The sequence below is a fragment of the Enterobacter cloacae complex sp. 2022EL-00981 genome (assembly GCF_028737495.1).
GTDB classification, from domain to species: domain Bacteria; phylum Pseudomonadota; class Gammaproteobacteria; order Enterobacterales; family Enterobacteriaceae; genus Enterobacter; species Enterobacter cloacae.
Map to the genome: position 1 here is coordinate 88383 of NZ_JAQZRK010000002.1, position 15941 is coordinate 104323.

A 15941-nucleotide genomic window follows, 5' to 3' on the forward strand; every position below is an offset into this window, starting at 1 on the left:
TCTGAAAATAATGGGTGAAATTTCCCAGGGATAGCTACATCCATCTGGTGGACATATCCACAGGAATCCGAGCACCTGCAAGGAGAGAAATATGAGTAACGTAAAAGTTGTAGATGTCATCATTCGCAAGACAGCGGAGAAAACGAAATTAACCGGCGAAGGAAATCTGTCGGTCTCCATTTCCTCTCCGAGCGTGATTGAAATCCAGGGTTCTGCACAGGACGTGGTGCGTTACGTCCGCCAGGGGAAAGACCTTCTCATTTATATGAAAGATGGCAGCGTTATTCGCTGCAATAACTATTTCGTTGAAGATCCTGAAACCCATAACCAGTCTGAACTGGTATTTAACGATAATCAGGAATTAACACATATCTCTTTTGTCGATGCCGGGGAAGCGTCAGGCGCAGCCGTTACTGAATTAACCGCGCAAGCCACACCGATTAGCAGCATTGAACCTTTCCTGACCCAGGAGAGCATATTGAGTGATGCGCCATGGGGCTGGATTGCGGGGGCGGCGTTAGGCGGCGGTGCTATTGGGGCACTGCTGGCTCACGGTGGTGACGGCGAAACAAAAACAAAAGTTATTGATAATACGAAAGAAGTTGAGAGCGCAACGCCAACCTTCATGCTCACCGATCTTGCGGGCGACAAGCAGGGCGTGTTGAGTGCAGATGCGATCACCGACGATAACACGCCAACCTTTAGCGGTACCGGGCAACCGGGCGCGACCATTCAGATCAAAGACAGCAGCGGCAATACGCTTGCCAGCGCGATGGTCAGTAAAGACGGCACCTGGACGGTAAAACTGCCGACCCAGACAGACGGAGAACATACCTGGTCAGTCGTGCAGATCGACGGCAGTAAAACGACCTCCGCAGGCAGCATCACCGTGACCGTTGATACTGCCGTGGCGAGCGTGACGCTGGCAACCACGGCGGGGGATAACGTCATCAACGCCAGCGAGCAGTCCGCAGGCTTTACGCTTTCTGGTGCCAGCAAGAACCTGGCGCAGGGAACACAGCTGACCGTTACGCTGAACGGCGAATCCTATACGGCTGAGGTGGGTGCAAACGGCGCATGGAGCGTGAAGGTGCCTGCGGCGGATGCGCAGGCGCTGGGCGACGGCACCTGGACGGTGAACGTCAGCGGCAAGGACGCGGCGGGCAATACCGTGAACGGCAGTCAGACGATTGGCGTGGATACTGCGGCACCGACCATCGCGGTCGATACTGTCGCGCAGGACAATATTATCAATGCCGCTGTACTCCATCAGCCGCTGACGCTGAGCGGGAAAACCACGGCGGAAGCCGGTCAGATTGTCACGGTGACAGTGAACGGTAAAAACCATACCGCCACGGTGGGCAGCGACGGTACCTGGTCCGTCACGCTGCCAGCCAGCGAGGTGCAGTCGCTGGCGAATGGTGAACACACCCTGACGGTGAACGTCAGCGATAAAGCCGGGAACGGGTCATCCACCCAGGCTCATTTCACCGTGGATACTGTCGCCCCGGTCGTGACCATCAATACCGTCGCGGGCGACGATATTCTCAACACCAGTGAGCAGGGCCAGGCGCAGATTATTTCCGGCCAGGCGACCGGAGCCGCAGCAGGTGATGTGGTCACCGTAACCGTTGGCGGCCAGAGCTTTACCGGCGTGGTGCAGGCGAACGGCAGCTGGAGCGTAGGCGTACCGGCGTCAGTCATTGGCGCGCTGGGGGAAGGTAACCACAGCATTGCGGTTTCGGTGACCGATGCGGCGGGCAATACCGGTAACGCCACCCACGGCATTACCCTGAGCGGTAACCCACCGGAATTCACCTTGAATGCCATCAGCCAGGATAACGTGCTGAACGCGCAGGAGGCGATGCAGCCGCTGAGCCTGAGCGGCACCAGCAACCTGCCAGACGGCAGCGTGGTAAACGTCACGCTGAATAACGTGAGCTATCAGGCCTCCGTTAATAACGGCATCTGGTCAGTTCAGGTGCCGGTGTCTGACGTTCTGAACCTGGCAAACACCCTGTACACAGTCAGCGTGAGCGGCACCGATGCCGCCGGTAACAGCGGCTCCGCCGAAGCGACGCTGCTGGTTGATACCGTACTGCCGCAGGTGATTATCAATACCTTCGCCGGTGACAACCTGGTCAACAACGCTGAAGTGGCGGTGGATCAAACCCTGAGCGGGCGTGTCACCGGCGCGGCGGCGGGCGACACGGTCTCTGTTTCGGTGGGCGGTAAGAGCTACACCGCTACAGTAGGCAGCGATCTGACCTGGAGCGTGACCATTTCGTCAGCCGAACTGAAGGCCTTTGGCGACGGGGCGTTAACCTTTACCGCTTCTGTCACCAACGCCCACGGCAACACCGGCAGCGGCGAGCGTGATATCAACATCAACGCCGAGCTTCCTGGCCTGCGGGTAAATACCATTTCTGGCGATGACGTGATCAACGCCATCGAGCAGCAGCAGGATCTGACCGTGACCGGCTCCAGCACCCACCTGGCAGCGGGCACGCACGTCACCGTCACCATCAACGGCGTCGAGTATGTCGCCGTGGTCAACGCCAATGGCAGCTGGCAAATCGGCGTCCCGGCGTCCGATCTGCAGGGCTGGACGGCCGGAGATATCACCGTTCACGTCAGCGCGACAGATGCCTGGGGAAATACCGTTTCAGCTGAGCACCCCATCGAGCTGGATCTGAACGCCGTGGCGGTGACCATCGATACCGTCAGCAGCGATGACATGCTGAATGCGGCTGAAAAAGGTACCGATCTTGTGCTGTCGGGCCAGACGCAGGGCGTAGAGGCCGGGCAGACCGTGGTGGTGAAATTCGCCGACCAGACCTTTACCGCGCAGGTGCAGCAGGATGGCTCCTGGAGCCTGACCGTGCCGGCCAGCGCCATGGAGACGCTGATTGACGGACGCGCGCAGGTCAGCGTCAGCGTGACGAACGTCAGCGGCAACAGCGCCGACGCGTCGCGCGTGGTGACCGTGGATACCTTACCGCCGTCCATTACGATCGATAACCTGACCGACGACAACATCATTAATGCGGCCGAAGCGCATCAGGATCTGATCTTAAGCGGCAGCAGCAATGCTGAGGCGGGACAGACGGTTACCGTTACACTGAACGGCAAGCACTATCAGACCACGGTCCAGAGTGACGGGACCTGGACGGTGAACGTACCGGCTGTGGATGTCGGCGCTCTGACCGACGGCACCGTCACGGTAACGGCAACCGTGAGTGACGTGGCAGGCAACAGCAGCAGCGCAGACCGCGTTGGGCTGGTGGATGCGACCGTCCCGCAGGTAACCATTAACGATTTTGTCACCGATACCAATACCGTTAACCAGCTCGCGCATTCACAGGCGCAGATCCTGAGCGGGTCGGTCACCGGTGCGGCAGCGGGTGACCTGGTGACCATCACCCTGAATAACGTGGAGTACACCACCGTGGTGGATGCGGCGGGGAACTGGAGCCTCGGCCTGCCAGCCTCCGTTGTACAGGGTCTGACAGACGGGACCTGGACCGTTAACGTCTCGGTGACCGATCGCTCCGGTAATACCGGCAGTAGCGCAGTGGACGTAGTGGTCAACACCGTGACGCCGGAAATCGCTATCAATACCCTGGCGGCGGACGATGTGATCAATGCGACTGAGAAAGGCGAGGATCTGCTGCTTTCCGGGACCAGCAACCAGCCGGAAGGGACGACGATTGCCGTTAGCCTTAACGGCATCACCTACACCGCGACCACCGACGCCAGCGGCAGCTGGAGCGTCACCGTACCTGCCTCTGCGGTCAGCGCGCTGGGCGAAGCGCATTACACCGTGACTGCCAGCGTCACCGACAGCGTGGGCAACAGCGCCTCAACCACGCACGATGTGCTGGTGGACAGCTCGCTGCCGGTTGTGACCATCAACGCGCTGGCGGGCGATAACATCGTTAACGCGGCGGAAGTGGCCGCGGGGCAGACGTTGACCGGTAAGGTTACTAATGCTGCTTCAGGTGACACTGTCACCATTATTCTCGGCGGCCAGACCTACACCACAACAGTTCAGGACGATCTCACCTGGAGCCTGCCGTTAACCCAGAGCCAGTTAACCGCGCTTGGCAACGGCGAACTGACCGTATCGGCCAGCGTCACCAACGTGCACGGCAACACCGGCTCTTCCTCGCTGGACTTCACCATCGACGCCCAGCTGCCGGGCCTGCGTATTGATACGGTCGCAGGCGATGACGTCATCAATATCATCGAGCACGGTCAGAACCTGATTGTGTCGGGCACCAGCACCGATCTGGCGGCAGGCAGCACCGTTACTGTCACCATTAACGGCAAGGATTATTCCGCCTCGGTACTGGCGGACGGCACCTGGCAGGCGGCCGTGCCTGCGGCGGACGTCTCCCAGTGGGCTGACGGTTCACTGACCATCAGCGCCAGCGCGCAGGACACCTCCGGCAACCCGGTCACGATTGGCACCGTCGTTGATGTGGATCTCAGCCCGGTCGCCATCAGCATTAACAGCGTGACCGCTGACAACGTGCTGAACGCGGCGGAAAAAGGCGAAGACCTGGTGCTCAGCGGCACCTCAGCCAACGTTGAGGCGGGACAGACCGTGATCGTTACCCTGGGCGAGAAAACGTATACGGCGACGGTAGACGCCAACGGCGACTGGACCACCACCGTTCCGGCAGCGGATCTGAGCAGCCTGAAGGACGGCGATGCCAGCGTGCAGGTGAGCGTGACCAACGTTAACGGCAACAGCGCGTCGGCGGGGCGCGAGTACAGCGTGGATACCACCGCGCCGACGGTCACCCTCAATACCATCAGCGGTGACAACATCCTGAATGCGGCAGAGGCGGCGCAGGATCTGGCCCTCAGCGGTACCTCCACCGCCGAAGCGGGCCAGACGGTGACCGTGGCCTTCAATGGCAACACCTATACCGCGCAGGTGCAGGCAGACGGCAGCTGGACGCTCGACGTCCCGGCGGCCGATCTGGCGGGCATCGCCGACGGTAATGCCACGGTCACGGCATCCGTTTCTGATAAAGCCGGCAACCCGGCGAGCACCGATGCGGCCGTGCTGGTGGATACCACCGTGCCGCAGATCGTGTTTGACGTTGTGGCGGGTGATGACATCCTGAATATCGCCGAACACGGCCAGGCGCTGATCGTCTCAGGTAAGGTCACGGGTGCCCAGGCGGGAGACGTGATTACCGTCACCCTCAACGGCAAAGACTACACCGCCATACTGGACGCCTCCGGGAACTGGAGCACCGGCATTCCGGCCACGGACGTCGGCGCGCTGGTAAGCGGCGATCAGACCCTCTCGGCAACCCTCACCGATAAAGCGGGTAACAGCACCACCGCCACGCATGATGTTACGGTCTCCCTGACCGCGCCGGTTATCGCCATCAACACCCTTGCGGGCGATGATGTGATTAACGCGATCGAAAAGGGCGAAGATCTGCTGCTCTCCGGCACCAGCAATCAGCCGGACGGCACCGCCATCACCGTAACCCTGAACGGTATCAGTTATACCGCCACCACTGACGCCAGCGGCAACTGGAGCGTGACCGTTCCGGCAGCCAACGTCTCGGCGCTGGGTGAAGCCAGCTACACCGTGACGGCGAGCGTGACCGATACGGCAGGCAACAGCGCGAGCGCAAGACATAACGTGCTGGTGGACAGCGCGCTGCCGGTTGTCACCATTAATGCGGTTGCCACCGACGACGTCATTAACGCCGCGGAAGTGGCGTCTGGCCAGACGCTGAGCGGGAAAGTGAGCGGTGCCGCGAGCGGTGACACTGTCACGCTTTCCATTGGCGGCAACAACTATACGACAACCGTTCAGGACGATTTAAGCTAGTCGGTGAATGTGCCGTCTGACGTGTTAACCGCCATCGGCAACGGGGAGCTGACCGTGACGGCCAGCGTCACCAACGGCCACGGCAACACCGGTTATGGCGAGCGTGACATCACCATTGATGCCAACCTGCCGGGCCTGCGTGTGGACACCGTGGCGGGCGATGATGTGATTAACAGCATCGAGCACGGGCAGAACCTGATTATCACCGGTACCAGCGAGGGGCTGAGCGCTGGCTCGGCGTTGACGGTCACCGTCAACGGTAAAACCTACGCGGCCACGGTGCTGGCAGACGGCACCTGGACGGCAGCGATCCCTGCCGCAGACGTCAGCGCGCTGAATGCGGGCACGGTCACCGTGACCGTTGACGGCCAGAGCAGCGCCGGTAACCCGGTGACTATCAGCCATAACGTGACCGTGGATCTGGCGACAGTGGCGATCAGCATTGACGCCATTGCCACCGATGACGTGATCAATGCGGCAGAAAAAGGGGCGGATCTGGTGCTCTCCGGCTCCACCACTAACGTGGAAGAAAACCAGACGGTTTACATCACCTTCGGCGGTAAGTCTTACACCGCCACCGTGGATGCCAGCGGCAACTGGACCGCCACCGTACCATCGGCTGATTTGGGTAGCCTGAAAGATGGCGACGCCAGCGTGCAGGTGAGCGTCACCAACGTCAATGGCAACAGCGCGTCGGCAGGCCGCGAATACAGCGTGGATGCCACCGCGCCGACGGTTTCCATTGAGATTGTCAGCGATAACAACATCATCAACGCGCTTGAAGCGCAGCAGGATCTGGACATCAACGGCGTGACCAACGCCGAAGCGGGCCAGACCGTCACCGTGACCCTGAACGGCGTGGATTACACCACCACCGTACAGGCCAACGGCAGCTGGAGCGTCACCGTGCCGTCTGCGGACCTGGGCAGCATGGTGGACGGCAACTACACCATCAGTGCCGCCGTCTCCGATAAAGCAGGCAACCCGGCCTCTGCGGATCGCGACGTGCTGGTGGATATCACGGTTCCGCAGTTGACCATTAACACCGTGTCCGACGACGACGTGATCAACAGCGCCGAGCATGCGCAGGCCCTGATGGTGACCGGTTCCGTGACCGGCGCCGAAGCGGGCGATGTGGTTACCGTCACCATTAACAACAAATCGTATACCGCCACCGTGGATGCCTCAGGCAACTGGAGCGTGGGGGTACCTGCGGCGGACGTCAGTGCGCTGACCGCGGGCGATTACACCATCACCGCCGCGTTGACCGATAAAGCCGGTAACAGCAATAGCGCGACCCATGACGTGGAGGTGAACCTGTCCGCCCCGGTGCTGACCATCGATACCGTGTCCGGTGATGATGTGATCAACAGCACCGAGAAAACGCAGGATCTGACCATTACCGGTACGGCCACCGGCCTGACGGCAGGTGCGGTTGTTACCGTGATGCTCAACGGCAAAGCGTATAGCGCGACGGTGGATGATAACGGTCTCTGGAGCACCACCGTTCCGGCGAGCGAGGTGGGGCAACTGGGTGAAGCGCTTTACAACGTCACCGCGTCAGCCACGGACAGCGTTGGCAACAGTGCCAGTATCTCGCACACCGTGAACGTGGAATCCGTTCTGCCGGGCGTGATCATCAATACCGTCGCGGGTGACGACGTCATTAACGCGGCGGAGCTGGCAACCGGGCAGACCATCAGCGGTACCGTGGTGAATGCCGAAGCGGGCAATACCGTGACCGTGACGTTGGGCGGCAACACGTACACGACCACGGTGCAGAGCGATCTCACCTGGTCTGTCAACGTACCGGAATCCGATCTGACGGCGCTGGGCAACGGCGAACTGACGGTGAGCGCCAGCGTAACCAACAATGTGGGCAACAGCGGCTCCGCTGAGCGCGATATTGCTATCGACGCCAATCTGCCGGGCCTGCGTGTGGACACCGTGGCGGGCGATGATGTGATCAACACCATCGAGCACGGACAGAACCTGATTATCACCGGCTCCAGCGACGGTCTGACGCCGGGTACGGGGTTAACCGTCACCGTGAACGGCAAAACCTACCCGGCGACGGTGCTGGCCGACGGCTCCTGGAGCGCAGCGGTTCCGGCGGCGGACGTCGGGGCGCTGGCTGCAGGCACGGTCACCGTGACCGTTGAAGGTCAGAGCAGCGCGGGTAACCCGGTCTCCATCAGCCACGATGTCACGGTGGATCTGGCAAGCGTCGCCATCAGCATTGACGCCATTGCCACCGACGACGTGATTAATGCGGCCGAGAAGGGCGCGGATCTGGTGCTCTCCGGCAGCACCTCGAACATGGAAGCGAACCAGACCGTCACGATTACCTTCGGCGGCAAGAGCTACACTGCCACCGTGGGGACAGACGGTAAATGGACCGCCACCGTGCCAGCGGCGGATCTGGCCGGTCTGAAAGACGGCGATGCCAGCGTGCAGGTGAGCGTCACCAACGTCAATGGCAACAGCGCATCCGCAGGGCGTGAGTACAGCGTGGACGCCACCGCGCCGTCCGTGACCATCAACACCCTGGCGACGGACGACATTCTTAATGCGGCAGAAGCACAGTCTGACCTGATCGTCTCCGGCACCAGCACCGCAGAAGCGGGCCAGACGGTGACCGTGAGCCTGAACGGCAAGGACTACACCGCAACGGTCGGTTCAGACGGTAACTGGACGCTGAACGTCCCGGCAGCGGATCTGGCGACGCTCAGCGACGGTAGCGTGACCGTTACCGCATCGGTCAGCGACAAGGCGGGTAACCCGGCGTCGGTTGATCATAATCTGACGGTGGACATGACCGTGCCTCAGGTGACCATCAGCACCATTGCGGGCGATGACGTCATTAACGTGGCTGAACACGGCCAGGCGCAAATCATCAGCGGCATAGCCACCGGCGCGGCGGCGGGCGATAAGGTCACCGTGACGATTGGCGGCCAGAGCTACACCACCGTGCTGGACGCGGCGGGCAACTGGAGCGTGGGGGTACCGGCCAGCGTCATTTCCGGCCTCAGCGACGGCAGCGTGACCGTGACTGCGTCAGTCACTGACGCGGCGGGCAATACCGGCACCGGCACCCATAGTGTGACCGTCGATACCGGTCTGCCTTCGGTTAATTTCAACACTATCAGCGATGACAACGTCCTGAACGCGGTGGAGAAAGGCCAGGATCTGAGCGTCAGCGGCACCAGCGCCAACCTGGCAGAAGGCACCGTGGTGACCGTGACCCTGAACGGTAAAAACTACACGGCCACCACAGCGGCAGACGGTACCTGGAGCCTGACGGTTCCGGCCGCCGATCTGGCGGGTCTGGGTCAGGCGAACTACACCCTGAACGCGACCGCCACCAACGGCGTGGGCAACAGCGTGAGCAACAGTGCGAACCTGCTGGTCGACACCGCACTGCCAACCGTCATCATCAACACCGTGGCGGGCGACAACGTGATTAACGCGGCGGAAGTGGCGGCAGGCCAGACCATCAGCGGCACCGTGGCGAATGCCGAAGCGGGCAACACCGTAACCGTGACGATTGGCGGCAACAGCTACACCGCGACGGTGCAGAGCGATCTGAGCTGGTCCGTAAGCGTGCCTTCTGATGTTCTGACCGCACTCGGCAACGGCAGTCTGAGCGTGAGCGCGACCGTCACCAACGGCCACGGCAACACCGGTACGGGCGAACGTGACATCACCATCGACGCCAACCTGCCGGGCCTGCGTGTGAACACCGTGGCGGGCGATGATGTGATCAACACCATTGAGCACAACCAGAATCTGATTATCACCGGCTCCAGCGACGGGCTGACCCCAGGCACCGCGCTGACCGTGACCGTCAACGGGAAAGACTATTCCGCAACGGTGCTGGCAGACGGCACCTGGAGCGCGGCGGTCCCGGCGGCGGACGTGAGCACGTGGCCGGAAGGCACCGTGAAGATCAGCGTCACCGGCGACAGTACGGCGGGTAACCCAATTACCATCAGCCATGATGTCACCGTGGATCTGGCAACGGTGGCCATCAGCATCAATGCCATTGCCTCCGACGACGTGATTAACGCGGCGGAGAAGGGCCTGGATCTGGTGCTCTCTGGTGCCACCACCAACGTGGAAGCCGGGCAGACCGTCACCCTGAGCATGGGCGGTAAAATCTATACTGCGCAGGTCGATGCCGATGGCAACTGGACCGCTACCGTGCCAGCGGCGGATCTTGCCGGTCTGAAAGACGGCGATGCCAGCGTGCAGGTGAGCGTCACCAACGTCAACGGCAACAGCGCGTCCGCAGGGCGTGAGTACAGCGTGGACGCCACCGCGCCATCCGTGACCATCAACACCCTCGCGACGGACGACATTCTTAATGCGGCAGAAGCACAGGCCGACCTGACCGTCTCCGGCACCAGCACCGCGGAAGCGGGCCAGACGGTGACCGTGAGCCTGAACGGCAAGGACTACACCGCAACGGTCGGTTCAGACGGTCACTGGACGCTGAACGTCCCGGCGGCGGATCTGGCGGCGCTCAGCGATGGCAGCGTGACCGTCACCGCATCGGTCAGCGACAAGGCGGGTAACCCGGCGTCGGTTGATCATAATCTGACGGTGGACGTGACAGTTCCGACGGTGACCATCAGCACCATCGCGGGCGATGACGTCATTAACATCGCAGAACACGCTCAGGCGCAAATCATCAGCGGCATAGCCACCGGCGCGGCGGCGGGCGATAAGGTCACCGTGACGATTGGCGGCCAGAGCTACACCACCGTGCTGGACGCGGCGGGCAACTGGAGCGTGGGGGTCCCGGCCAGCGTCATTTCCGGCCTCAGCGACGGCAGCGTGACCGTCACGGCGTCCGTCACTGACGCGGCGGGCAATACCGGCACCGGCACCCATAGCGTGACCGTGGATACCGGTCTGCCTTCGGTTAATTTCAATACTATCAGCGATGACAACGTCCTGAACGCGGTGGAGAAAGGCCAGGATCTGAACGTCAGCGGCACCAGCGCCAACCTGGCAGAAGGCACCGTGGTGACCGTGACCCTGAACGGTAAAAACTACACGGCCACCACGGCGGCAGACGGTACCTGGAGCCTGACGGTTCCGGCCGCCGATCTGGCCGGTCTGGGTCAGGCGAACTACACCCTGAACGCGACCGCCACCAACGGCGTGGGCAACAGCGTGAGCAATACGGCGAACCTGCTGGTCGACACCGCACTGCCGACCGTCACCATTAATACCGTGGCGGGCGACAACGTGATTAACGCGGCGGAAGTGGCGGCGGGCCAGACCATCAGCGGTACCGTGGCGAATGCCGAAGCGGGCAACACCGTAACCGTGACGATTGGCGGCAACAGCTACACCGCGACGGTGCAGAGCGATCTGAGCTGGTCCGTGAGCGTGCCGGAGTCGGTCCTGACCGCGCTGGGCAACGGCGATTTAACGGTATCAGCGACCGTCACCAACGGCCACGGCAACACCGGTACGGGCGAACGCGATATCACCATCGACGCCAACCTGCCGGGTCTGCGTGTGGACACCGTGGCGGGCGACGATGTGATCAATAGCATCGAACATGGTCAGAACCTGATCGTCACCGGCTCCAGCGACGGGCTGGCGGCGGGCACAACGCTCACCGTGACCCTGAATGGCAAAACTTATGCGGCTTCCGTGCTGGCAGATGGTACCTGGAGCGCGGCGATCCCGGCTGCAGACGTCGGGGCGCTGGCTGCTGGTACGGTCACCGTCACCGTTGCAGGCCAGAGCGCAGCAGGCAACCCGGTGACCATCAGCCATGACGTCACGGTCGATCTGACCGCGGTCGCCATCAGCATTGACACCATCGCCACCGACGACGTGATTAACGCGGCGGAGAAAGGTGCGGATCTGGTGCTCTCCGGTAGCACCAGCAACGTGGAAGAAAACCAGACCGTTACCGTCACCTTTGGCGGCAAGTCTTATACCGCCACCGTCGATGCCGACGGCAACTGGACCGCCACCGTGCCATCCGCGGATCTCGCGGGCCTGAAAGACGGCGATGCCAGCGTGCAGGTGAGCGTCACCAACGCGCACGGCAACAGCGCGTCCGCAGGGCGTGAGTACAGCGTAGATGCCACCGCGCCAGGCGTCACCATTGATACGGTTGCTGGCGATAACGTCATAAACGGCAGCGAAGCATCCGCTGGTGTGACTGTCTCCGGCACGACCACGGCAGAAGCCGGGCAGACGGTCACCGTGACGCTGGGCGGCAACAGCTATACCGCCCAGGTACAACCGGATGGCACCTGGAGCGTCAACGTACCTTCCGCCGATCTGTCCGCACTGGCTGATAATGGCTATACGGTGCAGGTGAGCGTCAGCGATACGGCGGGTAACCCGGGCAGCGCGAGTAAAGCGATTACGCTGGATACCACACCGCCGACCGTCAGCTTTAACGTGGTGGCGGGCGATGATGTCATCAACAGCGTGGAACATGCGCAGGCGCAGATTGTCAGCGGCACGTCCACCGGCGCGAACGTAGGCGATAAGGTCGTCATCACCTTGGGTTCAAACCAGTACACCACCACCGTTGATGCCAGCGGTAACTGGAGCGTGGGCGTACCGGCGAGCGTGATTTCTGCGCTCAATGACGGCACCGTGACCCTCAGCGCAACCATCACCGACAGCGCGGGCAACAGCAGCACCCAGACCCACGACGTGGTGGTCAATACCGCCTCCGTGGCGCTGACGGTTAATACCCTCAGCGGCGATGACGTGATCAACGCAGCAGAAGCCGCTACGTCTCTGGTGATTAACGGCTCCAGTGCCCAGTTTGCCAGCGGCACGGTGGTGACCGTGACCCTGAACGGCAAGAGCTATACGGCCACCATTCAGAGTGACGGCAGCTGGAGCACCACCGTACCGGCGGCCGATGTGGGTGCGCTGGCCGATGGCGCGAACTATCAGGTAGCGGTTTCTGCGCAGGACAGCGCGGGCAACAGCGCTTCGGCAACGCACAGCATCAGCGTGGACACCACTGCGCCAGTGGTGAGCATTGCAACGCTGTCGGGCGATGACGTGCTGAACGCAGCGGAAGCGCAGCAGCCGCTGACCGTCCACGGCTCCTCCAGTGCAGAGGCGGGCCAGACCGTCACCGTGACGCTGGGCGGCAAAACCTACACTGCCACCGTGGCGAATGACGGCACCTGGACGCTGGATGTTCCGGCCACTGACCTGGCTGCACTCAGCCAGGGCGCGCTGACGGTGACCGCGTCGGTCAATGACAAAGCCGGTAATCACGGCCAGACCACGCACACCTTAACGGTGGACACCGTCGCGCCGGCCGTCACCATCAGCACCGTGGCCGATGACGATATTGTCAACAACGCCGAGCAGCTGGCCGGCCAGACCATCCGCGGCACCACTACGGCGGAACAGGGCCAGACAGTGACCGTCTCCTTTAACGGCCACAGCTATCAGGCGACCGTCGCGGCAGACGGTACGTGGTCGGTCTTCGTACCGGGCCGAGATTTCCTTGGCCTGAGCGACGGGGATTACACCCTTACCGCCTCGGTGAGCGATAAGGCGGGCAACCCGGGCAGCGCCACGCACGACGTGACGCTGAACGGCGAAGTACCGACGATCGTTATTAACACCTTTGCCCAGGACGACATCGTCAGCGCCGCCGAACACGGTACGCCGCTGGTGATCAGCGGTACTACCGACGCGCCAGCAGGCCAGACGGTGACGGTGACCCTGAACGGCAAGTCCTATACGACGACCGTGCAGAATGACGGCAGCTGGAGCTATACGCTCGGCAGCGCAGATGTTTCCGCGCTGGCAGACGGCGGCGCGTATGTCATTAACGCGCAGGTGAGCAACACCATCGGCAACAGCGCCAGTGACAACCACACCGTTACCGTGGATCTGACTGCGCCGTCGATGGGGATCAGCATTGATTCCCTGCAAAACGACACCGGTCTGAGCGCGAGTGATTTCATCACCAACGACAGCCAGATTATCATCAACGGTTCCCTGACCGCGCAGCTCGGCAACAACGAGAAGGCGCAGATCAGCCTGGACGGCGGGGCCACGTGGAGTGATCTGAGCGTCACTGGCACGACCTGGCGCTACACCGATAGCCGCACTCTGACGGACGATACGTACCAGTACCAGGTGCGGGTGATCGATAACGCGGGCAACGTGGGGGCAACGGACAGCCAGGACGTGGTGATTGATCTGACCGCGCCTGTGGCAACGAGCATTACGGTTGACTCCATCTCCCAGGATACCGGTCTGTCCGACAGCGACTTTATTACCAGCGATACGCAGATCAGCCTGAAAGGGACGCTGGGCGCGGCGCTGGGCAGCGGTGACCACGTCCAGATCAGCCTCGACGGCGGCCAGAACTGGACCGATGTTAGCGTCAGCGGTTTGAGCTGGACCTATGTGGATGGCCGTACGCTGGCCGACGGGGATTACAACTACCAGCTGCGCGTCATTGATGATGCGGGGAATATCAGCGCTACCGTAAGCCAGGTAGTGACCATCGATACCGTTGTGCCGGACGCCAGCAAAACGATCGCCATCGACAGCATCAGCGATGACACCGGCCTGAGCAGCAGCGACTTTATCACCAGCGATACCTCGCTGACGCTGCACGGCTCGCTCGGCGCGACGCTGGCCGACGGGGAATATGCCCAGATCAGTATTGACGGCGGCGTAACCTGGCAGAACGTGATTGTCACCGGCAACAGCTGGTACTACGTGGATGGCCGCACGCTGGCTAACCAGACCTACGACTACTACGTTCGCGTGGTGGATGCCGCAGGTAACGTGGGTGCCAGCGCCCATCAGCAGGTCACCGTTGACACGGTGGCCCCGGATGCGGCGATTACGGTGAGCGTGGATAACATCACCGTGGATACCGGCTTCGACAATAATGACTTCCTGACCAGCTCGACATCCTACACCCTGCACGGCACGCTCGGTGCTGAACTGGGAGCGGGTGAGTACGTTCAGGTGAGCATGGATGGCGGCACCACCTGGGTCTACGCCACCGTGAGCGGCACGCAGTGGAGCTATAACGACACGCGCACGCTGACCGACGATAGCTACAGCTACCAGGTACGTGTTGTCGACCAGGCGGGGAACGTCGGGGCTACCTCGTCGCAGGTGGTAACGGTGGATACGCAGGCGCCGCAGTACGGCGTCACTATCGACAGCATCAGCGACGATACCGGACAGTCCGGCAGTGATTTCATCACCATGGACACCACGCTGACCATTAACGGTTCGCTCGGTAGCGCGCTGGCAGGCGACGAGCGCGTGCAGATCAGTCTGGACGGCGGGAATACGTGGGTTGACACCACGGTCACCAACCAGCGCTGGAGCTACACCGATACCCGCGATCTGGATGACGGGGACTACACCTACCAGGTGCGGATTATCGACCAGGCGGGTAACGTTGGCTCCACCGCGTCGCAGGTGGTGACGGTCGATACTACGCCGCCAACCACCGTGGGTACCGTGGTGAGCTACACCGACGGTGAAGGCGAGCGTCAGGGCACTTACGGTACGTCGGTGGCGACGGATGATACCTCACCGCTGATCAACGGCACGCTGAACCGCGCCCCGGACGACGGTGAAATTGTGCAGCTCTATCGCGACGGCATTCTGCTTGGTCAGGTAACCATGAACGGCAGCGCCAGCTGGTCCTTCCAGGACAACGGCCTGAGCGATGGCAACCACACCTACATTGTGCGCGTCACCGATAAAGCCGGTAACTACACGGAATCGGACGGGTTTGTGCTGAACGTCGATACCAGCGTGCCGACCACCACGGCGGCAATTACCGCCCAGACCACCTCCGATACCACGCCGATTGTCAGCGGTACGGTATCCGCAGACCTGGTTAACGGTGAATATCTGGTGGTGACGGTGAACGGGAAAACCTACACCTCCCAGACCGGCGGTGCGGTAGTGGTCGACCCGGATCACAACACCTGGTACCTGCAGATCCCGGACAGCGATGCGCTGGGCGTGGCGAGCTATAACGTCACCGCTCAGGTGAAAAGCAGTGCGGGCAACGGTAATACCA

At 61.8% G+C, this 15941-nt stretch carries 1 pseudogene; it reads left to right on the forward strand.

Annotated elements, in window-relative coordinates:
- Positions 1-91: 91 nt before the first annotated feature.
- Positions 92-15610: pseudogene (locus tag PUZ33_RS02355) on the forward strand (Ig-like domain-containing protein); the annotation flags it as partial.
- Between the last annotated feature and the right edge of the window lie 331 nt (positions 15611-15941).